The following is a 23,716-nucleotide window of genomic DNA, read 5'->3' on the forward strand; positions in this document are numbered from 1 at the left end:
CTAAAACCACTTAACATTATTTGTATCGCAAACTTTTTTAAGTCTATTTGGATAATCTGTTATAATTCCGTCCACACCATATTTTATCATCTTAATCATATCTCTTTCACTATTTACGGTCCAAACGTTAACACCTAATCCAAGATCATGGGCCAGAGATACATTTTGTTTAGTTATATCTCTATGAAATGCACACCAAACATGACCATCTAATTTCTTAATCAATTTTGGTAATTCAAACATGTTAAACTCTTCATCTGTGTTCATCCAAGGAGAGCCTTCATAAATAGTTTTTTTGGAAGAACCTAAGTCTTGTTGGAAACTAAGATAGCCTCTTAATGTATCAGGTAACTGTTTTTTGCATTCAGATAAAATTCTCCAATCAAAGGAAGAAATTAAAATTTTATCTAAATATTTAGATTTTAATATTTCTTTCTTAACAATACTTACCATTTCTTTAGGATTTGGTGTCAGACCTTCTTCTAATGGTGTTGATTTAATTTCTAAATTTATAAAAAAATCTTCTTTTGGAAATTTCTCAACTAGCTCAAACAATTCCTCTAATTTAATTATTTTTTGATTATCAACACTTTTTTGATCTTTAAATCTTTTGCCATAACTTGTTGATTTATTTAATTTTCCTACTTCATATTTTTTCAATTCTTCATATTTTAAATCATAAATTTTGATGTTATTTTTTTCTATCCAATTTCCATTACTGTCTTTAGTTAAATCTGGGTTTAGATAAAAATCGTGAGTGATAACTGGAATTTTGTCTTTTGATATTAATATATCTGTTTCAAATGCTAAAACATTGGAGTCAAAAATATATTTAAAACCAGATAAAGTGTTTTCTGGCATATCTCCTCTCGCGCCTCTGTGACCATAAATTTTAATATAATTGGGTTTTGATAATATCAATTTTGATTGATCCTCATATTATTTTTTTGATCAAATAAATGAATTTTTGATTGATCAAAATTTAAATTTATTTCTTTTTGGGATAAATTTTCTTCTACTATTCCAGGTACACTTACAACAATTATTTCATTTGACGATTGTATCCTGCAATGAATTAGAGTATTGGACCCAATTAATTCAATAAATTCTACATGTACCTTAATTGACCCCCCTTTATCTATTGTTAAGTGCTCAGGTCTAATACCAAAATAAACATCCCCATTAAAAGAAATTGCAGATGAAGTTTTAAAATTTGCAAATTTAATTTCATTTCCATCCATTCTACCATTTAAAATATTCATCGCTGGGCTACCAATAAATTGTGCAGTAAACAAAGTTTCAGGCTGTTGATAAACATCAAGCGGTGTTCCGATGTGTTCCACGTTACCCTCGTTCATTACAATCATTTTATCTGCTAAAGTCATTGCTTCTACTTGATCATGAGTAACATATAGAGATGTGACATTTAATTTTCTTTGTAATTTTTTGATTTCTAATCTCATTTGAACCCTTAACTTTGCATCCAAATTAGATAATGGTTCATCAAATAAAAATACATCGGGCTTTCTGACAATTGCTCTACCCATTGCAACCCTCTGTCGTTGGCCACCAGACAATTGATTAGGTTTTCTATCTAATAATTCGCTTAGTTCCAAAATTTCAGCAGCCTCATTTACTCTTGATATAATTTCATCTTTGGGTGTTTTTTGAATTTTTAAACCATAAGACATATTTTCAAAGACTGTCATATGAGGGTAAAGTGCATAATTTTGAAAAACCATTGCAATATTTCTATCCATTGGCTCAAGATCATTCATTCTTTTTTCATTAATTATTATTTCCCCACTGTTGATCTCTTCTAGGCCAGCAATCATTCTTAATAGAGTTGATTTCCCACATCCTGATGGCCCAACTATAACTATCAATTCTCCATCTTTAATATCAACACTTAAATCATGAATGACATTGTTCTCCCCATATGATTTTTTTATATTTTGTAAATTTATCTTAGCCATATCTTTTATTTTTCACTTTCTAATAAACCTTTAACAAAGAATCTTTGCATAGTTATAACTATTAAAACTGGAGGTACCATTGCCAGAATTGAGGTTGCCATGATTGTTGGCCAATGGCCAAAGTCGTCACCACCTGGTATCATTTGATTAATACCCATCACAATCGTATTCATATTTGGATCAGTTGTCATCAATAGAGGCCATAAATACTGGTTCCATCCATATATAAATAAAATAACAAATAAAGCTGCAATATTTGTTCTACTTATAGGTACTAAGATATCCATGAAAAATTTCATAGGTTTCGCTCCATCCATTCTAGCAGCTTCAACCATCTCGTTTGGTATGGTCATGAAAAATTGTCTAAATAAAAAAGTCGCTGTAGCTGATGCTATTAATGGAAATATTAATCCTGCATAACTATTTAATAGATTCAATTTCGCTGCAATCTCATACGTAGGCACGATCCTTACTTCTACAGGTAGCATCAATGTTAAAAAAATTAACCAAAAGAAAAATTTTCTCCCAGGAAATCTAAAATAAACTATTGCAAATGCTGAGAGTAAAGAAATTGTAATTTTTCCTATAGTAATTCCAAGCGCCATTACCGCTGAATTAAACAACATTCTTAAAACTGGAATATTTTTTTCATATCCTTCTGCTGATTTCTCAGTTAAAGCATAGGTATAATTTTCAATAAAGTGAGACCCAGGTAAAAGTGGAAGTGGTGGCTGAATGATATCCTGTTGAGTAACTGTCGAAGCAACAAAAGTTAGCCAAACTGGAAAGAAAATAAAAGCAATTCCTATAATCAAACCTAGATGAGACATAAAATATCCTTTTTTATTTCTTTCAATCATCAGTAATGAACTTTTCTTTCTATGTATTTAAACTGAATAACAGTTAACAAACCAACAACTACTAATAAGATAACAGATTGTGCTGCACTAGATCCTAAATCTTGACCAACAAAACCATCTGAATAAACTTTATAAACTAAAGTTGTAGTTGATTGTTCAGGTCCCCCAGATGTAATTGTGTGAATTACACCAAATGTTTCAAAAAAGGCATAAACGATGTTAACAACTAATAAAAAAAACGTAATTGGTGATAACAAAGGAAACACTATTGTTCTAAATCTTTTCCAAAAACTGGCTCCATCAATTGCTGCTGCTTCTATGATTGATTTTGGAATTGCCTGTAATCCTGCAAGAAAGAACAGAAAATTATAGCTTATTCTTCCCCATGTCGAAGCTAATACAACTAATCCCATTGCCTCTTCGCTATTTAAAGCATGGTTCCAATCGTAACCCAATAAACCTAAATACCAAGAGACAACACCAACTCTACTTGAAAATAAAAACATCCACAACACACCTGCAACAGCAGGAGCTACTGCGTATGGCCAAATTAAAAGTGTTTTGTAAATTCCTGCTCCTCTAAAAATTCGATCAGCCAGTAAAGCAAAGTACAAACCTAGTCCCATTGATAGAACAGAGACACTTGTGGAAAAGAAAATTGTAGTTACAAAACTGGATAAATAATAACTGTCACCAAATAAAAATAAAAAATTTTCTATTCCAACAAATTCTGAACTTAATCCAAATGGATCAGGTAGATATAATGAATTTGAAATAGCCTGCCCCGCAGGATAGAAAAAAAATATTATAGAAATTATTAATTGTGGTGAAATTAATAATAAAGGTAACAACCATCCTCTAAAAAAAACTTTTTTTTCCATATGAAAAATCTGGGGGTTGGATAACCCCCAGATAGAATAAACTAATTACTTATTAGCTTTTTCAAATCTTCTTAAAAGAGCATCTCCTCTTTTAACAGCACTATCCATAGCCACTTGAGCTGATTTGCTACCAGTCCAAATTGCTTCTAACTCTTCATCGATAATACCTCTGATTTGATCAAAAGAACCAAGTCTTAAACCTTTTGAGTTATCAGTTGGTGCTTTTGCCATCATTTGTTTTCCAGCAATATCCGTACCAGGATTTGCATTGTAAAAACCATCTGCAGCTGTCTTTTCACTTGCTGCAATTGTGATTGGCAAATAACCAGTATCTTGGTGCCATTTAGCTTGAATATCAGTTCCTGATAGGAAATTAATAAAAGCTGCTACACCTTTATACTCGTCTGCAGAGTGACCAGACATTACCCATAATGAAGATCCTCCAATGATAGTATTCTGAGGAGCTTTTGTTCCTGCGTGATAAGGTAAAGGTCTAATTTCAAAATCAAACTTAGCTTCTTTTTTTATGCCAGCATATCCAGCAGAACTTTCTGTAAAGAACATACACTCACCCGCTCTAAAGTTTGCTCCACCTTCGTTTCTTCTTCCAGCATAAAAGAATTTGCCATCTTTGGCCCAGTTACCCATCATTTCTAAGTGCTTAACGTGTAATGCACTATTAAATGATAGAGAAGTGTCTAAACCTGCAAATCCATTTGCTTTACTTGCAAAAGGAACATTGTGGTAAGCAGAAAAGTTTTCTAAATGAATCCAACTTTGCCAAGCAGTAGTAAGACCACAAGAAGTTCCTGCAGATTTCGCTTTATCTAATGCCATACCAACATCTGACCAAGTAGCAAGACTCATGTTTGGATCTAATCCTGCTTTTTTCATCAAATCTCTATTAACCCATAAAACTGGAGTTGAAGAGTTGTATGGTAATGAAAGCATTTTACCATCTGTTGTGGTGTAGTATCCTTTAACAGGTGGAATGTATGCATCAGGATTAAAACCTAAACCAGACTCAGCCATTACTTCGTAAACTGGTTTAATCGCACCTTTTGCAGCCATCATGGTTGCTGTTCCAACTTCAAAAACCATAAGTAAATGAGGTTGTTGTTTTGCTCTAAAAGCTGCAATACCAGCGTTTAGTGTTTCAGAGTAATTTCCTTTTCTAGTATGAACAACTTCATAGTTATTCTGACTAGCATTAAATTTTTGAACCTGTTCGTCTAAAAGTTCTCCTAGTCTTCCTCCAAATGCATGCCACCACTCAATTTGTGTTTTTGCAAACACAGAAGTAGTAGAAAGCATTAGGAAAATACTAAATTGAATAAATAGTTTTTTGATATTCATTTTTTCCCTCTTGTTAATTTTTGTGAAGATTACAAAAAAATTTAAAAAAATTCCAAATTTAATTTGAAGTTATTCAAATTGAGACAAATAAGATATTAATTTCTACTTCAGGTTTAATTATTTTTTAAATATCTTAATCGACCAACTATTTCATCCCTATCCATATAGTAACCTTGTAAATGCCTGTGTCCTGAATTTGGATCAAACTCTGTTCTTCCATGAAGCAATCTTCTATTATTAAATGAAAATATATCACCCGGCTCTAATCTAAAATTTATTTGAAATTTAGAATCATGTAACAAATTTCCAAATCGATGATGAGCTTTATAAACTGAGTCCATTATATCTGGATGACAATCAAGGGCATCTAGTGTTGCAATACTATATCGAATATCATTATAATCTCCGTCTTTAGTGAGTGATATTGCTGTACCATAAACACTTCTTATAGCTTCTTGAGTATAATCTTTGTCTCTGAATTTTAATGGAGTATTTACTAATATATCAAAAGTATCTTTTTCATTATTTCTTAAATAATCTGCTACAGCAAATGCATCTACCGCTGATGAGTCGCCTCCTCTCGCTGAATTTATTAAGCAGTGTAAAAATTGATATCCAGGAGGATTTTCAAACCATGGTAAATCCATATGATTTCTCAAAGCATGCGCGGTATATGCTGAATTATTAGGTTTTGGAATATTAATTACTTCGAAAGGAGTATTAAAAAAAGTCTCTCGAGTATGACTAATACGATTTAAAACTTTTAATGCAGAATTTTTTTCTATTGGTGCATTTTTGACTATAGCTATACCTGTGTAGTGCAAAAGTTCTAGCCACTTAACCAAACCTTCGTCTGAATTTATAATTTCATCGTGATCGATTTGAATTGATTTTAAATTTTTTTGTAATGAACTATCCCATAACTTATAAGGAGAAACATATTTTTGTTTATTTTTTATGGTATAACAATTTTCTCTAAGCCAATTAGGATCATAATAACTTGTATGATCTCCTTCACTCCACTCTATTTCAAGTTTACCATCTTCTTTTACAGAATAATTTTTTGGATTAATGTCTTTGGAAACTTTCAAGATATTAAACATTCGATGTCTCGAATCTTTATCATGAGCAGTCGGGCAATTGTCTCTTAACCATAAATAATTAAATTTACTCTCTTCACCATCATTCCAAATGACTTTTAAATATGTTGAATTTTTTTCTAATTTAGAAATAGAGTTCATACTTAATAATTATCTAAAAGAGTATTCAAATCAACTCAATTTATAGTTGTATTATTAATTCAAAGCTTGTTTTTTATCCTCATTCATTATTAAATCTCTTAATTAAAACTTAACCTTAAGGAGATAATTAAATGAAGTTTTTTAAAAAATTAACTATCTCAATTTTCTTTTTATCATCTTTAATTTCTACAACTGCAAATGCTGGTGATTGTAAAGCAAGATTGGGGGACTTTGACTGGAGTAGTGCAAATATTCATACTGCGATTACACAGTTTATTCTAGAAAAAGGATATGACTGCGAAGTTTCAGTAACGAAAGGAAGTACTACACCAATTATGGCTGCACATTATGACAAGCAGTTAGATGTCATTACTGAAGTTTGGTATGACAATATCATAGCTAACTACGAGCCACACGAAAAAGCTGGTACTATTAAAAATATTGGAGTGAACACACCAGACTCGCAACAAGCTTTTTACGTTGATAAGGCAACAGCTGATAAATACAATTTAAAATCTGTAGAAGATATGAAAGATCCAAAAATAGCTGCGCTATTTAAAGATCCAGAAGATCCATCTAAAGGAAGAATGACTAGCTGTATTTCTGGTTGGACTTGTTACACGGTTAACATGGTTAAACAAAAAGAATATGGTTTAGATGAATTCTACACTAACTTTGACCCAGGTTCTGGAGGAGCTTTAGACGCTGCTATCGCAGGTGCTTTTGCAAAGAAAAAACCTATTTTCACTTACTACTGGGCACCAACTGGTTTAATGGGAAAAGTTGATCTTGTTAGATTAAGTGAACCTGCTTTTGATTCAGATTGTTGGAACAGAATGTCTGCAGTTGTTGAAGATATCAAAGCAAATGGTCCAGATGTTTATAAACCTAGCTGTGCTTGTGAATATAGAGATATGGCTTTAACTAAATCTGTTTTAACTGATTGGGCAAAAGCTCATCCAGCTGAAACTGCATTTTTAGAGAAATATACAATTCCAACAGCTACAGTTAACAAAATGTTAGCTTTCTACGAAGATGAGTCAGATGGTGACATGGAATTAACTGCTAAGGAGTTTTTAAAAACTGAAACAATGTGGAAAAGCTGGGTTCCAGCTGATGTAGCTTCTAAAGTTACTGCTGCGTTGTAGTCTTTAATTAAATTTGAAAGAGCCCTTTTTGAGGGCTCTTTCAATAATTTGAACAAATTCATCTTATGGAAATAAAAAAAAATAAAAATTTATTTTTCAATATTGGTCTACTGTTATTTTTTGTATGGCTATTAATTATTAGTTATAGCTCATCCAAAAGAAAACCAGACAACATAGGTGAATTGCTAAATGATTTTTCATGGCTTCAAAAATGGCCAAAGTGGTTAGACCTTCCTTTAATGAAGTGGATAAATATTGGTTTTAAAAAACTAAATGAAACATATGGTTTTATATTTGAAGCTATTAATAACTTTTTATTAGCTATGTTGGTTGCGCTTAAAAATTTTTTAATTTTAGCTCCATGGCCTACTGTAGTTTTGGGAGTTACTGCAATTGCATATTTTGCAAGTGGTAGAAAAATAAAGACAACTGTTTTTGTTGGTTTCTGTACTTTCTTTATTGGATTTTTACATCCAATTTTTTGGCAAAAAGCAATTGAGACAACAGCTATTATGCTGATTAGCATCTTTTTATGTTTAGTTTTTGGTATGCCTATAGGAATACTTATGTCTAGAGCTGAGAGAATAAGAAATAAAATTCTTCCTATTCTTGACTTGATGCAGACTATACCTGCATTTGTATATTTAATTCCTGGAATAATGTTGTTTGGTTTAGGAGCAGTTCCAGCAATTATTGCTACTTTTATTTATGCTGTGCCTCCTTTAGTAAGACTTACTGATCTAGGTATAAGGCTGGTCGATAAAGAAGTAATAGAAGCAGCAGATGCTTTTGGAGCAAGTAAAAAACAAAAATTATGGGGTGTTCAAATGCCTCTTGCTTTACCAAATATTATGCAAGGAATAAACCAATGTACAATGATGGCCTTATCAATGGTTGTTATTGCATCGATGATAGGAACAAGAGGTTTAGGTGACGAAGTACTTCTGGGTTTACAGCAGTTAAACGTTGGTAGAGCTGCAGAGGCAGGAATTGCGATAGTGCTTTTAGCAATTGTTCTTGATAGAATAACACAATCTTACGGAGAAACATTACAAGAGAGACGTGCTCCAGAAAAAAAGAAAGGTAAATAATGTCTAAAATAGAAATAAAAAATGTTTACAAAATTTTTGGAAACAATCCTCAATCTGTAATGCCAATGGTTAAAGAAGGCGCAAACAAAGAAGAAGTTTTAGAAAAAACTGGTCATACTGTTGGTCTTGATAATGTTTCATTGAACATTGAAGAGGGAGAAACATTTGTATGTATGGGTCTTTCTGGTTCTGGAAAATCAACATTAATTAGACACCTAAATAGATTAATCGATCCAACGGATGGGGAGATATTAGTTGAGGGTACAAATGTCATGTCTTTCAATAAAGATCAACTAATTGAATTTAGAAGACATAAAATGAGCATGGTGTTTCAAAGATTTGGATTATTCCCTCATAAAACAGTTTTGCAAAACGTTGGTTATGGTTTGGAAATGCAAGGAAAACCTGAAGATGAAAGAGACAGAGTTGCGATGGAAAAAATTGAAGCTGTTGGATTAAGTGGATTTGAAAATCAATTTCCAAATCAGTTATCTGGAGGTATGCAGCAACGTGTTGGCTTAGCAAGAGCTCTTGCTACAGACAGTGATATTATGCTTATGGACGAAGCTTTCAGTGCGTTAGATCCCTTGATTAGAAGTGACATGCAAAAACAGTTACTTGATCTTCAATCAGAATTAAAAAAAACTATTGTATTTATTACACACGACTTGGATGAGTCTCTTAGACTTGGTGATCACATTGGTATACTAAATGCTGGAAAATTAGTGCAAGTAGGAACTCCAGTAGATATCATAATGAACCCAGCTGATGACTATGTTAAAGCATTTGTAAAAGATGTTAATAGAGCAAAAGTTATTAAAGCTAAAGTCGTTATGAAAGATATTAACAATGCTAATGATATAGATAAATCTAGCTTAATAAAAGTAAATGAAGATCAGTTTATTGAAGAATTCCTGCCACAAATAGTTTGTTCAAATTCAAACTGTGAGGTGGTTGACAAAAGTGGAAATGTTAAAGGTTATATATCTAACAAGGAATTGCAGTCGTCTTTAACAAAATCATAATTAATGGTTAATCAATCATTAAAGAATAAAAAAATAATTATTTCTGCAGGAGCATCTGGTATTGGGTGGGCTACAGCAAAAGTATGTCTTGATAAAGGTGCTATAGTATTTATATGTGATATTAATAAAAAACATTTATTGAAAGCAAAAAAACATAAACTTAATAAAAAAAAACTTTTTGTTTATGAGTGTGATGCTTCAGATGAAAAAAAAGTTAAAGAATTATTTACTCAAATAAATAAAAAAACTAAAACAATTGATTGCTTAATTAATAATGTTGGCATTGCTGGTCCAACTGGAACTGTTGAAAAATTAAAATCAAAAGATTGGGAAAATACTTTAAAAGTAAATGTTATAAGTCATTTTTATTTTACTAAACTAGCAATACCAATGCTTAAAAAAAATAAAGGTGGATCAATAATTAATTTATCATCAGGGGCAGGTATTATGGGATTTCCACTAAGATCTCCTTATGCTGCTAGTAAGTGGGCAGTAATTGGAGTAACCAAAACACTAGCAATGGAACTTGGAAAATTTAAAATTAGAGTAAATGCAATTTGTCCTGGAACTATTAAGGGAGACCGTATGGTCAGAGTTATAAGAGATAAATCAAAATTCCTTAAAATTACAAAAAAACAAATCGAGAAAGAGTTTGTCTCTATGGCATCAATGAATTGTTGGATTTATGAAGAAGACATAGGAAAAATGTGTAGCTTCTTAATTTCTGATGAGGCATTAAGAATATCTGGCCAAGTCATTGGTGTGGACGGTAATGCTACAAGAATAGATTAATTGGAAAATCTTTTAAATTTAGGAAGCTTGTCATTAATTTTATAAAAATCTGATTTAGTTCCTACAAATATATTTCTAATTGTCTTAAGACCTGTTTTTCCATTAAACATACCTGCTGCAATAGAAATATTATCTGATTTTTTAAATTTAAAAAAAATACTTGCACCACATTTATTGCAAAATCCTCTTTTTGCATTCTTTGATGATTTAAACCAACGAAGAGTTTTTTTATTTATAAAACTAATGTCCTCATCTTTAACATTTGAATATGCGCCGTATATGCCATGAGTCTTTCTACATTGAATACAATGACAATTTGAAACATTTCTATGCTCACCGCTTGTTTTAAATTTAACCCCTTTGCACAAACAACTAGCAGTTAAAGTCTTTTTCATTAATTTCTTAACTTTTTTTCGTATTTTTTTCTTAACTTTTGAAGATCAACTAAATACTGATCTCTAATATTTGAAATCTTTACAATTGATTTACCTTTTGCTTGTTTTGCTGTCCCTGAAATCAGCCTTGATGATAATTTTTTTGTAAGTTTTGGTGCCTTTAATTTTGTCCAAGGTAGTTTTAGTGCAGGTCCAAACTGTTCTAACATATGCTTCATGCCTGCCTTACCTCCCGCAAGATGAAAGGTTAAAAATGTTCCCATTAAAGACCATCTCAAACCAGGCCCATCTTCAATTGCTCTGTCTAATTCCTCTGTAGTTGCATATCCTTCATTAATAATATGTAAACCTTCTCTCCATAATGCTTCCTGTAATCGATCTGATAAATATCCAGGTAATTCACTTTTCACCATAATTGGATTCATTGAAATTGATTTGTAAAAAGCTTTAGCAATATTTAAGTTTTTTTTTGAAGTTTTTTTTCCAGGTACAATTTCTACTGCAGGCAAAAGATATACTGGGTTAAAAGGATGTCCTATCAAACCTCTTTGTGGATTTTTACATTTTGAATATATTCTTGTTGGCAACAAACCTGATGAACTTGAAGAAATTATAGAATTTGGTTTTGCATATTTTCCAATAATATTCATTAATTTTGTTTTTAAAGAGTAGTTTTCTGTGGCACATTCTTGGATGAAATCTGCGTTCTTTAATGTTTCTTCAATAGAAGTGAAAAAATGAAAATTTTTTAAATTTAATTTTTTTTTATTAAATAATTTTTTTACAGAAGGCCAAGTTCTTTTTATTTCAAAGATTAAATTTTTTTTTAATTTTATATCTTTATCAAAAGCATAAACAATTTTGTTATGTGCTAAGCAACGAATAATCCATCCTGCTCCAATTACTCCTGTGCCTATTACTGCTACTTTATTTATTTTTGACATTACTTGTGTTTAACAAGTTTTAACTTTTCTCTAGTTTCTGCAGGTGTCATGGGTGAATACCCAATCTCATCTACAATTCTTATAGCTTTTTCAACTAGTTGAGCGTTGGTAGCAAGTTTTCCTTTTGATAAATATAAATTATCTTCTAATCCAACTCTTGGATTGCCTCCCATTAAAACTGTTTGAGCAACAAATGGCATTTCATTTTTTGAAATTGCAAAACCGGACCAAACACCCTCTTTTGGCATAATGTCTTTCATTGCTTGCATGGCTAATGTGGTTGCAGGTGCTCCCCATGGAATTCCTAAACACATTTGAAACATTGGTGGATCACTTAACAATCCTTCCTTATATAACTGAGCACCAAACCACATGTTTCCTAAATCAAATGCTTCTATTTCTGGTTTAACACCTATTTCTTTTAATTTTTTTGCAGCTTTTCTTAAATCATTTGGTGTATTAACTGTAATAACCGAACTATCACCAAAATTTAAAGTTCCAGCATCTAACGTACAAATTTCAGGTAAAAACTGTTCAGCATTTGCAATTCTTTCCATGACATTTGCCATATCTGTCATAGGTCCAAATTCTAAAGGATTGTCTCCCTGACCAATATCTAGATCTCCGCCCATTCCAGTTGTTAAATTTAAAATAACGTCTGTATCACTTGAACGGATTCTATCGACAACTTCTTTATATAATTCTAATCTTCTACTTGGGGTTCCATCTTCTTCTCTTACATGAATGTGTGCAATTGCTGCTCCAGCTTTAGCAGCCTCTATTGATGCTTTTGCAATTTGTTCTGGAGTTTTTGGTAAATCAGGATGTTTAGAAGCGGTGTCGCCCGAACCAGTTACTGCACAAGAAATAAATACTTTGTTGTCCATTTTAATGATAGATTTATACTATCAAATAAAGTCATAGGAAATAAAAATATGTCAGTTCACGTTTCTAATGAAATTATCAAATCTGAATGGACCGATTATAACAACCATCTTAACATGGCTTACTATGTGTTAATTTTTGATGTTGCTTGGGAAGTAATATTAAAAAAATTTAACATGGGTGAGCATTCTGCAAAAACTAGTGGCATGAGCACCATGGTTGTAGAAACAAGAACCACATATGATAGTGAAGTAAAAGAAGGTGATGAAGTTGAAATTTTACTTACTTTTTTTGATCATGATAAAAAAAGAATTCATTTCAAATTAGAAATGATAGAAAAAAAAACAAAAAAATTGTCTTCTACAATTGAAATGCTCTCACTTTTTGTTGATTTAAACAAAAGAAAAGTTTCAGAGTTTGATGAGGAAAGAATTAATTTAATGGAAAACTTTATTAAAGAAAATCAAGGAAAGTTCAAAAAAGATAATTTACAAATTTTAAATAAATTAAAAAAATAAACATGGAAATAAGTTTATTATCTGGTGCACTTGGAGCTGAAGTTAAAGGAATAAATTTAAAAGATTCTTCAAATGATAATTGGCAACAAATAAATAATTTGATGCTAGAACATAAAGTTCTTTTTTTTAGAGACCAAGATATTAGCTCTGAAGAACAAATTAATTTAGCAAAAAAATTTGGTCCTTTAGAAAAGCATGTGTATGTTAAAGGATTAAAAGATTATCCAGAAATTGTTAGAATAATAAAAGGTCCTGAAGAAAAGCATCAATGGGGTGAAACCTGGCATACAGATGTCAGTTACAGTTCAAAACCAACTAAAGTTATAATTTTAAGATCAAGAAAAATACCTCCTGTTGGTGGTGATACAATGTTTTCTAATATGGAAATTGCATATGAAACTTTAGAAGATGATATTAAAAAAAAAATTGAGGGAAAAAAAGCTATCCACACGTCTTTAGGTGCTGCTGCTTTTGTTGATAAGTATGAAGAAATGGAAGGTAACGGAAATTTAGTTGAATATACCAATGAACACCCAATCGTAAGAACTCATCCAGAAACAAATAAAAAAATTTTGTACGTAAACTCGATGTACACAAAAAAAATTATAGATATGGATAAAAAAGAAAGTGATGAAATTCTAAATAAAATTTTTCAACATCAAGAAAGATTGGATTTTACATGTAGATTTAAATGGACAGAAAATGCAGTAGCAATTTGGGATAATAGAAGCACACAACATCAAGGTTTAACTGATTTTTTCCCCGGAAGAGGTCTTGGTTTTGAGAGAATAATGGATCGTATCGCTGTAGAGGGTGATCATCCTAAATAATAGATGCAAACAATTCATAAAATAATTTCAAATTTCATCAATAACAAATCTTTATATATAGGTGAAAAAGTAACGATGTCAGAGCATATGATACAATCAGCAATGCTTGCAGAAAAAGCAAAGTGTGATGATGATTTAATTTGCTCTTGTTTGTTACATGATTATGGTCATTTTCTTCTAGAGGATCCTGACGAACTTGTAAAAAATAACTTAGATGGTGAGCATGAAAATATTGGATACCTTTACTTAAAAAAATTCTTTAGCGATAAAATTGTTGAACCGATAAAGTACCACGTTCTTGCAAAGCAGTATTTAGCAAGAGATAAAAAATATTTTAATTTTTTATCAGATGCCTCCAAAATTAGTCTTGAATTACAAGGTGGAATTTTAAATGATCAAAAGAGTAAAGAATTTGAAAATAAAAGTTATTTTAAACCCTCTATTCTGCTTCGAAAATTTGATGACGCGGCTAAAAGAACTGACATTAAAATGAAATCTATTCATAACTATGAAAAGTTGCTAAGTTCCAAGCTTATATGAATTTTGATTATTTAATAATTGGTGCAGGGAGTGCAGGCTGTGTACTTGCAAATCGATTAACAGAAAATGATCAAAATAATGTAGCAATATTTGAAGCTGGAAAACCAAGTGATATTTGGAAAGTAAACATGCCACTTGCAATATTATATACGATGCATGATCCAAAATATAATTACAAATATTATTCAGAACCAGAACCTCATTTACATAATAGAAAATTATTTTGTCCAAGAGGAAAAATGATCGGTGGATGTTCTGCGCATAATGGAATGGTATTTGTTCGTGGTAATCCTAATGATTATCAAAGATGGGCATCTTTTGGGTTGGATGATTGGTCATATGAAAAAGTTCTTCCCTACTTTAAAAAAATTGAAACATGGTCTGAAGGAGAAAATGAATACCGAGGTGGTAGTGGAATATTACCAGTAAACCAATCTAAAAATAAAAATCCTTTATTTAAAGCTTTTGTCAATTCAGCTGGTGAGGCTGGTTACAAAATAAATAACGACATGAATGGTAAAGAACAAGAGGGTTTTGGAATGTACGATGTAACTATTCACAAAGGTGAAAGAGCTAGTGTTTCAAAATATTATTTAAATCCTGCAAAAAAAAGAAAAAACCTTAAGGTATTTACAGAAGCTTTTGTTGAGAGAATTATATTTGATGGAAAAAAAGCTATTGGGATTGAAGTTAAAATTAAAGATAAAGTTGAAAAAATTTATGCGAGTAAAGAGGTAATTTTGAGTGGTGGTGCAATAAATTCACCTCAGCTACTTATGCTTTCAGGAATTGGACCAAGCCAACACTTAAAAGATAAAGGAATTAATGTTGTTCATAACTTAGAAGGTGTAGGTAAAAACTTACAAGATCATTTAGAAACTTATGTACAGCAAGAGTGTAAAACTAAAGATACTTTGTATTCATATGTGAATAAGCTTAATATGATTAGAATTGGTATCCAATGGTTTCTAAATAGAAGTGGTCCCTGCTCTACTTCTTTTTTAGAAGCTGGAGGTTTTTGCAAATCATCACCAGAAAGAGAATATCCAAATATTCAATTTCACTTTTTTCCAGCTTTTGTAATTGATCATGGATTAGTTGATCCTGATAGACATGGTTACCAGTTACATGCAAGTCCAAATCATCCAAAAAGTAGAGGTCATATAACTTTAAATAGTTCAAATCCTTATGATTATCCAAAAATTCAATTCAATTATTTAGAACATGAAGACGATTTAAAACAAACAATAGAGTGTATTCATGTTGCTCGAAAAATCTTAGGACAAGATTCATTAAAGCCTTTTGCTGGTAAAGAAATTGGACCTGGAGAACATGCTCAAACTAATGAAGTGTTTGAAGAATATATAAGGTCTAAAGCTGAGACTGCCTATCATCCATCCTGCACTTTAAAAATGGGTGTAGATAATATGGCTGTAGTTGATCAAAAATTGAAAGTTCATGGTATCGAAAATCTAAGAGTAGTTGATGCGTCTGTAATGCCTGAAATTACAAGTGGAAACCTTAACGCTCCTACTTTGATGATTGCTGAAAGAGCATCAGATTTTATTCTTAACTCATGACACAATCTCAAAATAACCCTAGGGGTATTGTCTTTATTCTTCTTGGAATGGCAACTTTTTCTATTCAAGATGCTTTGATTAAATTTATCTATGAAGATGCAGCTTTGTATGAATTGTATTTTGGTAGAACACTTGTTGCTTGTATTTTATTAATAGCTTATCTCATGATCTCTAAACAAAAAATAAATCTTAAGACTCATTATCCCGTTTTAACTGTTTTAAGAGTAATTTGTTTCTTTTTTGGATTTAGTTTTTTTTATATCTCTCTTACTTACATGTCTCTTGCAATGGCAAATGCACTTTTTTTTTCTAGTCCTTTTTTTATATCCATATTGGCAATAATCTTTTTAAAGGAAAAAGTTGGAATAAGAAGATGGATTGCAATTTTTGCTGGTTTTTTTGGAGTGTATGTAGTTTTAAATCCAGACTTTAATAATTTTGATTTCATGAAATTAGCACCTGTTGCATGTGCTTTGTGTTATGCAATTTCTATGACCATTACTAAAATTACATCTGATAAAGACAACGTTTATACTCAAATGTTACATTTATATTTTGGAGCACTTTTAATTAGTATTTTGTTTTTTATTTTTACAGGACAAGGACAATTCAGTAATTTTAATGATGAAACTTTTCAATTTATTTTTAGAGAATGGTTTACAAATCCTTCTTATACTTGGCCTTTTATAATAGCTATGGGATTTATTGGTGCATTTTCATTTTATTTCGTATTTAATGCCTATAGTATTGCATCACCCTCAGTTGTCTCACTATATGAATATTCTTTAATAATATGGTCAATTATAACTGGGTATTTGTTATTTAATGACATTCCTACAATAAGAACACTGATAGGTGTTTCAATAATAATAGGATCTGGGGTGTATATATACTTTAGAGAAAAAGTAAGAGATCAAATGATTGTGACTGATACTCCAAATCGATGACTAATACAGATAATAATTCAAAAGGGATAATTTTAATAATCATTGCAATGACTTTATTTGCAATGCAGGACTCATTAATTAAATTTATATTTGAAAAGGCAGCGTTATATGAAATTTTTTTTGGTAGATACTTTGTTGCTGCGATTTTACTCTTTTGCTACATCAAATTTAAAAAGCAAAAGGTTAGTTTAAAAACTCACTATCCAATATTAACTTTAGTAAGAGTAGTTTTACACTTTTTGGCATTTTCTGCGTTTTTTATTTCTCTAACTTACATGCCATTAGCAACAGCTAATGCACTTTTTTTCTCCTGCCCCTTTTTTGTATCAATCTTTGCCAAATTTTTTTTAAAGGAATTTATTGGAATTAGAAGATGGTCTGCAATTGTATTTGGTTTTGTAGGGGTATTTATAGTTTTAGATCCAAATTTTTCAGACTTTGAATACAAAAGTCTACTTCCAGTTGGATGTGCATTTTTTTATGCAGCCTCTATGACAATAACAAAATATACCTCTGATAAAGATGATGTAAACACTCAACTATTTTATTTCTATTTAATTGCTCTAATATTGTGTGGAGTGATTTATCTCTTTATGGGTAATGGTCAGTTGAACAATTCTAATTTTGATCCAACAACTCAATTTATTTTTAGAGAATGGTTTTCTAACATTGATTATACATGGAAATTTATATTATTTTTTGGTGTTGCTGCATCAATTGCTTTTCTTTGTATATTTTCTGCTTACATAGTTGCCTCTCCATCAGTTGTATCTTTATTTGAATATTCTCTGATTATAATGTCGATGATACCTGGGTATTTCCTGTTTAATGAAATTCCGTCTGGAAGAACATTTTTGGGTGTTGCCTGTATAATAGCAGCAGGAATATATATCTATTTAAGAGAAAGAGTTAGGGAGCAATACATTGCTACAGAAACACCTGTTAGAAGATGACCAAAAATTATATACCTACAATTAACATCTCTTCATTAATCAAAAATAATTTTGAAACTCGACACGCATTTAAAACAATTAAAGAAATTGAACAAGCTTGTATAAATATAGGTTTTTTTCAAGTGACTGGACATGGTCTTAGTGTGAAAGAAATTAAAAAAATTTGTGAAGTAGGTAACAAATTTTTCAAATTATCAGACAGTAAAAAAAGAAAATTATCACCAAAAAAGTGGAACAAAAAAAATAAAAATCTTTATAGAGGTTATTTTCCAAATGATGTGAATGGCAAAGAAGGATTGGATATTGGGGACTTGAAAATTACCAAAAAATATTCATCAAAAACTAAAAACCAATATATTGAATATTTAGATCTAAATACATGTTTTAACAAAACTTCTATTAAGGTCTTGAATAAATATTTCGAAAATATTTATAATTTAAGTGAAACTTTGTTTAAAAGTGTCATTAAATTAAACAAACTTAATCCAGATATTTCAAACAAAGCTTTTTCAAGACTAAAAACACTAAGCACCTTAAGATTTAATTATTATCCAAATCAAACGAAACCAGTAGAAATTTCAAAACAAGATGGAGTTGCACTTGGATGCGAAACACATGTTGATAGTGGAATATTTACAGTTCTATACCAAGATAAAAAAGGTGGTCTTCAGGTACAGAATAGAAAAACAAAAAAATGGCATGATGTACCATTTGACAAAAAAGCTTTGGTCGTAAATACAGGTAGAGCTTTAGAGTTTTTAAGTAAAGGTAAATTTAAAGCTACAAATCACAGAGTACTATGGAATAAAAGCAAGAGACTATCCATTCCTTTCTTTTTTGAACCTTCCTATGATTTCAAAATGAATAAATCTTTCCTTAATTCAAAAAAATATTCAAACACAGGACAGATTTATGAAAAATTTCTAAATCGATCTTTAAAAAAATTTGTTGAATACCAACGTTAAAATAATTTAAGTCGTTGAAAATTTATAATTACATTTTATAAACAATCTAATTTGATGTCTAAAGTATTTGATTTATTCATAATTGGTGGCGGTATAAACGGAGCTGGTATAGCAAGAGATGCTGCAGGAAGAGGTCTGTCTGTATGTTTGGCAGACAAAGGAGAAGTAGGAGGCGCAACTTCTTCTTGGTCAACAAAATTGATTCATGGAGGTCTTCGTTATTTAGAAAATTACGAATTTAAATTAGTAAGAGAGTCCCTTAAAGAGAGAGAAATTGTTTACAAAATTGCAAAACATATCTCAAAACCAATTCCATTTATTATTCCTCATACTGATAAAATTAGACCAGCCTGGTTAATTAAATTTGGTTTGCTTTTGTATGATAATTTGGGTGGGAAAACTACTATTCCAAAATCAAAAACATTAGATCTTAATAAAAAATTTCCAAGTATTCTTAAAGAAAAATACAAAACAGGTTTTCAATATTATGATATTCAAATTGATGATAAAAAATTAACAAAACTAAATGCTCAAGATGCAAAAAGAAATAAAGCCAAAATACTAGAATACAACAAAGTTAAAAAAGCTGAAATTATTAATAATGAATGGGTCATTAGTCTTCAAAATAGAAAAAAAATAAAATCAAAAGTTTTAATCAATGCCTCTGGACCATGGATAAATGAAACTTTACATAAAAATATAAAAATAAAATCTAAGAATAAAATAAGATTAGTTAAAGGAAGTCACATTATTACTAAGAAACTGTATAAAGAAGATGTTGCATTTACATTTCAAAATACAGATAAAAGAATAATATTTGTAATCCCTTACAAAAAAAAATTTTCATTAATTGGAACAACTGAGGTGGAAGTTAAATCTCCAGAAAACAGTGTAATATCAAAACAAGAAACTCAATATTTAATTCGTTCAGTAAATAATTATTTAAATAAACAAATTAGCAAAAAAGATATAGTTGATACTTATTCGGGAATAAGACCTCTAATAGAGGATTTTAAAGAGGCCTCAAAAGTTACAAGAGATTATGTTTTTGATTTACAAATTGTAAAAAAATTGCCACTTTTAAACATTTATGGAGGAAAACTTACTACATACAGAAAGTTATCTGAGAAAGTCCTATTAGATCTTAAAAAGTTTTTACCCAAAACAAAAAAAGGCCCATGGACAGATAAAAAGAAGCTTTTTTAGATTTTCACTAGGATTAAAAAGTGATATCGTTATTCTATAAAGCGATACATAACTCGTCGTTAAAATCAAAGATTTACGAAAGTGGGATCGGTCGTCTTTAAATTAACTTTTAAAGGAGGCTTTATGAAATTTGGTTATTTTTGCAATACCACTAATTGGACACACAAACCCTATCATCAATTATTAGACGAAACTAAAGAAATCACAGAATATTGTGATCAAAATAATTGGAACTCTATTTGGTTTACTGAACACCACTTTAATCATGAAGGAATGGAGTCATGCACTAACCCAATTATGATGGGAGTAGATGCGGCTGCAAGAACAAAAAATATTAGAATAGGACAAGCTGCAAATGTAATTACATTTCACAATCCTATAAGACTAGCAGAAGATATTGCAACACTAGATCAACTTTCAAAAGGAAGAGTTGAGGTTGGTGTTGCTAGAGGAATCTATGGAAGAGAAGCAATCAATTTGAATAAAGAAGCTGATCTTAAAGATCAGGCAAAAAACTTTAGATTGTTTGCTGAAACATTAGAAGTGCTAAAAAAAGCATGGAGCGAAAAGTTTTTCAATCATCAAGGTGAGTTTTATACTTATCCTTCTCCAAATTACGTTTGGCAGCACGATATGAGTCCGCCAAGTGAAGAATTTATGAATATGGAAGATAACACGATGAAAAAAATTAGTGTTTTGCCACAACCTTTTCAGAAACCTTATCCTCCTATTCATCAAGTAGTTGATGGAATTAGATCAATTGAGTGGGCAGCTGAGAATAATATTAATATTATAATGTGGATACCAACAGTAAAAGCTCTAAAGGCAAAATTTGAAGCTTATAAAAATAAAAGATCTGAGGTAACCAAAAAAAATATTCCTTTAGGTGAAGGTGTATCTCTTGTTAGAGATATGTTTGTAGCTGATACAATGGAAGAAGCTAAAGAAAAAGCTGGTGAACACATGGTAAATTATATGCGTTGGGTTTGTCATTGGCGTGGTCTAGGCAATCATATGGATCCAGGTGAAGAACTTCCAGAAACCAAAGGTAAGCTGGATTTATTAAATTATGAATTTTTACACAAAAGAAACATGTTATTTGGAACACCTGAATATGTGATTGATAAAATTCATGAATTAAAATCTGAATTAAATTTACAAAACTTGCAAGTTTGGTCAAACTTTCCTGGTGTGAAACATAAAGATTGTATGAAAAGTATTAAACTTTTTACAGAAAAAGTGATGCCTCATTTTCAAGATGATTTAGGAACTGAAGTTAAAAAAGTTTCGTGATCAACTCCAAACGAAAAATAAGCGGTGGTCAAGCTGCCGTTAGAGCTCTTAAGAGAGAAAAAACTAAACACGTTTTTGGTTTAATTGGTTCTGCAACAATGGAAATGTTTGATGCTCTTTATCATGAAAAAAGTATAAAATTTATTGGAGTTAGAGATGAGCGAACTGGAACACATATGGCTGATGGATATGCAAGAGCATCTAATAAGCATGGCGTAATTATTGCAGGTCAAAATGGACCAGGTGCAACAAATTTAGTGACTGGGGTAGCGCAAGCAAAAGCCGCTTTCTCTCCTGTAGTTGCGATTGCAGGTTCTTACTCGACAAAAGATAAAATGGAAGATGCTTTTCAAGGCCTAGATCAACAATCCTTGTTTACTCCAATTACAAAAAAAACTTGGACTGTAAAAAATTCTAAGATTGTTCCTAAAGTAATTGGTGATGCATTTAATTTATCAATGAAACCAAGAAGAGGACCTGTTTGTATCAATCTTCCAAGAAACATATTGGCGGAAAAAAATACTTACAATATTAATTTAAATAAACCTTCTTTCTCAAGTGAAAGTAATCTTAAAGGAAATAAAGAGAGAATAAATAAAGCAACTAAATTGCTACTGAAATCAAAAAATCCAACAATAATTGTTGGGGCTGGAATAAAATATAACTCAAAATATAGAGAAGTTATTAAATTGGCAGAATTGCTTAATGTTCCAATTGTTACAGCCGCAGGTCATGGAGATGCTATACCATTTAGTCATAAATTAAATGCAGGGCAAATGGGACCAAGAGGCAATCCTGTTGCATCAAGATTAGTCAAAGAAGCAGATGTTATTTTGGCTATCGGTACTCGGCTAGGATTTAATTCAACATTTTACTCTTATGAAAATATAAATAAAAAAGCAAAAATAATTCAAATTGAATTAGAAAAAAAAATGATTGGAAAGTATTTTCCAGTATCAATAGGAATTCATGCAGATGCTGCAACAGCAACTGTTCAATTATATAAAGAAATTAAAAAAGAAAAAATCAAATTAGATGTAAAAAAATGGACTGATTTGTATTTTAAAGAAAGAAAAGAATTTTTAAATAATAGAGAAAATGAAAATTTAGGAAAAAATTTTCCAATCCAACCAAAAGGTTTGTTTAAACAACTAAGAAAAGTATTACCTAAAAATTCAGCGATCACTTTAGATGCAGGAACCTTGTGCTTACAAGCAACAGACGCTTTAGAATACTATGATCCCCCTTCTCTATTTACACCCCTAGATTTTGGCCTAGTTGGTTTTTCTTTCGCTTGTGGACTTGGAGTAAAAGTTGCAAAACCAAAAAAAACAGTTGTAAGTTTGATGGGTGATGGTGGTTTTGGAATGACTATTTCTGAATTAAGCACAGCTGTTGAATATGGAATAAATACAACAACTATAGTGATGAATAATCAAAGTTGGGGAGCCGAAAAAGCTTATCAAAAAGATTTTTTTGGTAAAAGATATTTAGGTGCTGATATAACAAGTCCATCTTTTGACAAAGTTGCTGAATTATATGGGGCAAAAGGATTTAAAGTCAAAAAAGTTTCTGAAATAAATGAAGCAGTTAGAGCTGCAATAAAAAGTAATAAACCTGCCGTGATAGATGTTGATGTAGATCCGAAAGCATTATACAGTTTTAGAAGAGATAGTTTTCAACATAGAATTAAAAAATGAAATTAGAGCTAAGAAAATTTTCAAAATTTGTAGACAAAACTTTTATTGAAGGAGGCAAGGAAGCAAAAGAGCCTGTATTATTAGTATCTGTTGCTGCAGTTTTTAAAAATCCATGGCATGGTCAAGGATTTGTTGAAGACTTAAGACCAACTATTTTAGATCTGGCTCCTAAGTTAGGTGATTTACTTGTTCCAGAATTAATAAAAGAAATAGGATCTCCAGAAAAAATACTAGCATATGGTAAAGCAGGAGTAGTTGGACTGGATGGAGAAATAGAGCATGCATCAGCATTTATTCACACTTTGAGATTTGGAAATAAATTTAGAGACGCTGTGGGAGGCACATCTTATTTAAGTTTTACAAATACAAGAGGACCAGCTGGATCAAAAATTTCTATCCCGATGATGCATAAAACTGACTCTGGGTTAAGACCTTATTATCTAACACATGAATTTACTATACATGATGCACCATTTAATGATGAGGTGGTAATTGCGATAGGTGGAGCATCTAGTGGAAGAGCTCATGCTAGAACAGGTGATCGATATCAAGATATGAAAGAAATGGGAATTGAACCCAAATAAATCTTG

24 protein-coding genes are annotated in these 23,716 nt (G+C 30.9%); 15 read left to right on the forward strand and 9 right to left on the reverse strand.

Translation table 11 applies throughout. From position 1 onward, the window contains the following. From ACTTBN_RS03765 to ACTTBN_RS03790, 6 genes are all read right to left on the reverse strand, one after another. A complete protein-coding gene (locus ACTTBN_RS03765) occupies nucleotides 1-921 on the reverse strand; it encodes a glycerophosphodiester phosphodiesterase family protein (protein WP_440681063.1) in 921 nt (306 codons plus the stop codon). Further along, nucleotides 918-1,976 (reverse strand): ABC transporter ATP-binding protein, encoded by a 1,059-nt coding sequence (locus ACTTBN_RS03770; RefSeq protein WP_440681065.1) that lies wholly within the window; start codon nucleotides 1,974-1,976, stop codon nucleotides 918-920. The genes ACTTBN_RS03765 and ACTTBN_RS03770 overlap by 4 nt, the downstream gene beginning before the upstream one ends. 5 nt (nucleotides 1,977-1,981) lie before the next feature. Beyond that, nucleotides 1,982-2,836: a sn-glycerol-3-phosphate ABC transporter permease UgpE gene (gene ugpE, locus ACTTBN_RS03775; RefSeq protein WP_440681066.1), complete on the reverse strand. Its 855-nt coding sequence runs from the start codon at nucleotides 2,834-2,836 to the stop codon at nucleotides 1,982-1,984. Next, nucleotides 2,836-3,717, reverse strand: a complete 882-nt coding sequence (ugpA, locus tag ACTTBN_RS03780; RefSeq protein WP_440681067.1) for a sn-glycerol-3-phosphate ABC transporter permease UgpA — start codon at nucleotides 3,715-3,717, stop codon at nucleotides 2,836-2,838. Before ugpA ends, ugpE begins: the two co-directional genes overlap by 1 nt. Nucleotides 3,718-3,762: 45 nt before the next feature. Next, entirely contained in the window at nucleotides 3,763-5,073 is a 1,311-nt protein-coding gene (gene ugpB, locus ACTTBN_RS03785; RefSeq protein ID WP_440681068.1) for a sn-glycerol-3-phosphate ABC transporter substrate-binding protein UgpB, read from the reverse strand. A 113-nt stretch (nucleotides 5,074-5,186) separates the two neighbouring features. After that, nucleotides 5,187-6,314, reverse strand: a complete 1,128-nt coding sequence (locus tag ACTTBN_RS03790) for a TauD/TfdA family dioxygenase (RefSeq protein WP_440681069.1) — start codon at nucleotides 6,312-6,314, stop codon at nucleotides 5,187-5,189. A 131-nt stretch (nucleotides 6,315-6,445) separates the two neighbouring features. On the opposite strand from ACTTBN_RS03790, the gene ACTTBN_RS03795 reads away from it, so the two are divergent. From ACTTBN_RS03795 to ACTTBN_RS03810, 4 genes are all read left to right on the forward strand, one after another. Next, the gene (locus ACTTBN_RS03795; RefSeq protein WP_440681070.1) at nucleotides 6,446-7,462 is read left to right on the forward strand and encodes a glycine betaine ABC transporter substrate-binding protein; all 1,017 of its coding nucleotides are present in this window, start codon (nucleotides 6,446-6,448) and stop codon (nucleotides 7,460-7,462) included. A 239-nt stretch (nucleotides 7,463-7,701) separates the two neighbouring features. Further along, nucleotides 7,702-8,553: an ABC transporter permease gene (locus ACTTBN_RS03800; RefSeq protein WP_428081204.1), complete on the forward strand. Its 852-nt coding sequence runs from the start codon at nucleotides 7,702-7,704 to the stop codon at nucleotides 8,551-8,553. After that, complete coding sequence (locus tag ACTTBN_RS03805; RefSeq protein ID WP_440681071.1) at nucleotides 8,553-9,578, forward strand: quaternary amine ABC transporter ATP-binding protein; 1,026 nt, start codon at nucleotides 8,553-8,555, stop codon at nucleotides 9,576-9,578. Before ACTTBN_RS03800 ends, ACTTBN_RS03805 begins: the two co-directional genes overlap by 1 nt. Before the next feature lie 3 nt (nucleotides 9,579-9,581). Further along, complete coding sequence (locus ACTTBN_RS03810) at nucleotides 9,582-10,370, forward strand: SDR family oxidoreductase (RefSeq protein WP_440681072.1); 789 nt, start codon at nucleotides 9,582-9,584, stop codon at nucleotides 10,368-10,370. Here the strand turns inward: ACTTBN_RS03810 and ACTTBN_RS03815 are convergent. From ACTTBN_RS03815 to ACTTBN_RS03825, 3 genes are read right to left on the reverse strand one after another with little or no spacing between them, the layout of a single operon-like run. Next, complete coding sequence (locus tag ACTTBN_RS03815; protein WP_440681073.1) at nucleotides 10,367-10,765, reverse strand: GFA family protein; 399 nt, start codon at nucleotides 10,763-10,765, stop codon at nucleotides 10,367-10,369. The two genes, ACTTBN_RS03810 and ACTTBN_RS03815, sit on opposite strands and share 4 nt — an antisense overlap. Beyond that, the gene (locus ACTTBN_RS03820; protein ID WP_440681074.1) at nucleotides 10,765-11,709 is read right to left on the reverse strand and encodes a 3-hydroxyacyl-CoA dehydrogenase NAD-binding domain-containing protein; all 945 of its coding nucleotides are present in this window, start codon (nucleotides 11,707-11,709) and stop codon (nucleotides 10,765-10,767) included. Before ACTTBN_RS03820 ends, ACTTBN_RS03815 begins: the two co-directional genes overlap by 1 nt. Further along, the gene (locus ACTTBN_RS03825; RefSeq protein ID WP_440681075.1) at nucleotides 11,709-12,596 is read right to left on the reverse strand and encodes a 3-keto-5-aminohexanoate cleavage protein; all 888 of its coding nucleotides are present in this window, start codon (nucleotides 12,594-12,596) and stop codon (nucleotides 11,709-11,711) included. The genes ACTTBN_RS03820 and ACTTBN_RS03825 overlap by 1 nt, the downstream gene beginning before the upstream one ends. 48 nt (nucleotides 12,597-12,644) lie before the next feature. Here ACTTBN_RS03825 and ACTTBN_RS03830 point away from each other — a divergent pair, with 48 nt between their 5' ends. The 11 genes from ACTTBN_RS03830 (at nucleotide 12,645) to ACTTBN_RS03880 (ending at nucleotide 23,710) form a co-directional block, all read left to right on the forward strand. Further along, nucleotides 12,645-13,112 (forward strand): thioesterase family protein, encoded by a 468-nt coding sequence (locus ACTTBN_RS03830; RefSeq protein WP_440681076.1) that lies wholly within the window; start codon nucleotides 12,645-12,647, stop codon nucleotides 13,110-13,112. Nucleotides 13,113-13,114: 2 nt separating this feature from the next. Continuing rightward, a complete protein-coding gene (locus tag ACTTBN_RS03835) occupies nucleotides 13,115-13,942 on the forward strand; it encodes a TauD/TfdA dioxygenase family protein (RefSeq protein ID WP_440681077.1) in 828 nt (275 codons plus the stop codon). Nucleotides 13,943-13,945: 3 nt separating this feature from the next. Next, nucleotides 13,946-14,482: an HD domain-containing protein gene (locus ACTTBN_RS03840; RefSeq protein ID WP_440681078.1), complete on the forward strand. Its 537-nt coding sequence runs from the start codon at nucleotides 13,946-13,948 to the stop codon at nucleotides 14,480-14,482. Next, nucleotides 14,479-16,062: a choline dehydrogenase gene (locus ACTTBN_RS03845; RefSeq protein WP_440681079.1), complete on the forward strand. Its 1,584-nt coding sequence runs from the start codon at nucleotides 14,479-14,481 to the stop codon at nucleotides 16,060-16,062. Before ACTTBN_RS03840 ends, ACTTBN_RS03845 begins: the two co-directional genes overlap by 4 nt. After that, complete coding sequence (locus ACTTBN_RS03850) at nucleotides 16,059-17,009, forward strand: DMT family transporter (protein WP_440681080.1); 951 nt, start codon at nucleotides 16,059-16,061, stop codon at nucleotides 17,007-17,009. The genes ACTTBN_RS03845 and ACTTBN_RS03850 overlap by 4 nt, the downstream gene beginning before the upstream one ends. Further along, nucleotides 17,006-17,962: a DMT family transporter gene (locus ACTTBN_RS03855; protein WP_440681081.1), complete on the forward strand. Its 957-nt coding sequence runs from the start codon at nucleotides 17,006-17,008 to the stop codon at nucleotides 17,960-17,962. The genes ACTTBN_RS03850 and ACTTBN_RS03855 overlap by 4 nt, the downstream gene beginning before the upstream one ends. After that, entirely contained in the window at nucleotides 17,959-18,927 is a 969-nt protein-coding gene (locus ACTTBN_RS03860; protein ID WP_440681082.1) for a 2OG-Fe(II) oxygenase family protein, read from the forward strand. Before ACTTBN_RS03855 ends, ACTTBN_RS03860 begins: the two co-directional genes overlap by 4 nt. A 54-nt stretch (nucleotides 18,928-18,981) precedes the next feature. After that, the gene (gene glpD / locus ACTTBN_RS03865) at nucleotides 18,982-20,133 is read left to right on the forward strand and encodes a glycerol-3-phosphate dehydrogenase (protein ID WP_440681083.1); all 1,152 of its coding nucleotides are present in this window, start codon (nucleotides 18,982-18,984) and stop codon (nucleotides 20,131-20,133) included. Between the two features lie 123 nt (nucleotides 20,134-20,256). Beyond that, nucleotides 20,257-21,426 (forward strand): LLM class flavin-dependent oxidoreductase, encoded by a 1,170-nt coding sequence (locus ACTTBN_RS03870; protein WP_440681084.1) that lies wholly within the window; start codon nucleotides 20,257-20,259, stop codon nucleotides 21,424-21,426. Continuing rightward, complete coding sequence (locus tag ACTTBN_RS03875) at nucleotides 21,423-23,126, forward strand: thiamine pyrophosphate-binding protein (protein WP_440681085.1); 1,704 nt, start codon at nucleotides 21,423-21,425, stop codon at nucleotides 23,124-23,126. The genes ACTTBN_RS03870 and ACTTBN_RS03875 overlap by 4 nt, the downstream gene beginning before the upstream one ends. After that, complete coding sequence (locus ACTTBN_RS03880; protein ID WP_075506232.1) at nucleotides 23,123-23,710, forward strand: amino acid synthesis family protein; 588 nt, start codon at nucleotides 23,123-23,125, stop codon at nucleotides 23,708-23,710. Before ACTTBN_RS03875 ends, ACTTBN_RS03880 begins: the two co-directional genes overlap by 4 nt. Nucleotides 23,711-23,716 lie beyond the last annotated feature (6 nt).

The sequence above is a fragment of the Candidatus Pelagibacter sp. HIMB1623 genome (assembly GCF_052047695.1).
Taxonomy (GTDB): Bacteria; Pseudomonadota; Alphaproteobacteria; order Pelagibacterales; family Pelagibacteraceae; genus Pelagibacter.

Bases quoted from the DNA above. Each gene is read 5' to 3' on its own strand.
- ACTTBN_RS03880 (WP_075506232.1), top strand. From the start codon at position 23,123: ATGAAATTAGAGCTAAGAAAATTTTCAAAATTTGTAGACAAAACTTTT.
- ACTTBN_RS03805 (WP_440681071.1), top strand. From the start codon at position 8,553: ATGTCTAAAATAGAAATAAAAAATGTTTACAAAATTTTTGGAAACAAT.
- glpD (WP_440681083.1), top strand. From the start codon at position 18,982: ATGTCTAAAGTATTTGATTTATTCATAATTGGTGGCGGTATAAACGGA.
- ACTTBN_RS03795 (WP_440681070.1), top strand. From the start codon at position 6,446: ATGAAGTTTTTTAAAAAATTAACTATCTCAATTTTCTTTTTATCATCT.
- ACTTBN_RS03815 (WP_440681073.1), bottom strand. From the start codon at position 10,765: ATGAAAAAGACTTTAACTGCTAGTTGTTTGTGCAAAGGGGTTAAATTT.
- ACTTBN_RS03790 (WP_440681069.1), bottom strand. From the start codon at position 6,314: ATGAACTCTATTTCTAAATTAGAAAAAAATTCAACATATTTAAAAGTC.
- ugpE (WP_440681066.1), bottom strand. From the start codon at position 2,836: ATGATTGAAAGAAATAAAAAAGGATATTTTATGTCTCATCTAGGTTTG.
- ugpA (WP_440681067.1), bottom strand. From the start codon at position 3,717: ATGGAAAAAAAAGTTTTTTTTAGAGGATGGTTGTTACCTTTATTATTA.
- ACTTBN_RS03800 (WP_428081204.1), top strand. From the start codon at position 7,702: ATGAAGTGGATAAATATTGGTTTTAAAAAACTAAATGAAACATATGGT.
- ACTTBN_RS03850 (WP_440681080.1), top strand. From the start codon at position 16,059: ATGACACAATCTCAAAATAACCCTAGGGGTATTGTCTTTATTCTTCTT.
- ACTTBN_RS03835 (WP_440681077.1), top strand. From the start codon at position 13,115: ATGGAAATAAGTTTATTATCTGGTGCACTTGGAGCTGAAGTTAAAGGA.
- ACTTBN_RS03840 (WP_440681078.1), top strand. From the start codon at position 13,946: ATGCAAACAATTCATAAAATAATTTCAAATTTCATCAATAACAAATCT.
- ACTTBN_RS03845 (WP_440681079.1), top strand. From the start codon at position 14,479: ATGAATTTTGATTATTTAATAATTGGTGCAGGGAGTGCAGGCTGTGTA.
- ACTTBN_RS03860 (WP_440681082.1), top strand. From the start codon at position 17,959: ATGACCAAAAATTATATACCTACAATTAACATCTCTTCATTAATCAAA.
- ACTTBN_RS03830 (WP_440681076.1), top strand. From the start codon at position 12,645: ATGTCAGTTCACGTTTCTAATGAAATTATCAAATCTGAATGGACCGAT.
- ACTTBN_RS03855 (WP_440681081.1), top strand. From the start codon at position 17,006: ATGACTAATACAGATAATAATTCAAAAGGGATAATTTTAATAATCATT.
- ACTTBN_RS03870 (WP_440681084.1), top strand. From the start codon at position 20,257: ATGAAATTTGGTTATTTTTGCAATACCACTAATTGGACACACAAACCC.
- ugpB (WP_440681068.1), bottom strand. From the start codon at position 5,073: ATGAATATCAAAAAACTATTTATTCAATTTAGTATTTTCCTAATGCTT.
- ACTTBN_RS03770 (WP_440681065.1), bottom strand. From the start codon at position 1,976: ATGGCTAAGATAAATTTACAAAATATAAAAAAATCATATGGGGAGAAC.
- ACTTBN_RS03820 (WP_440681074.1), bottom strand. From the start codon at position 11,709: ATGTCAAAAATAAATAAAGTAGCAGTAATAGGCACAGGAGTAATTGGA.
- ACTTBN_RS03825 (WP_440681075.1), bottom strand. From the start codon at position 12,596: ATGGACAACAAAGTATTTATTTCTTGTGCAGTAACTGGTTCGGGCGAC.
- ACTTBN_RS03810 (WP_440681072.1), top strand. From the start codon at position 9,582: ATGGTTAATCAATCATTAAAGAATAAAAAAATAATTATTTCTGCAGGA.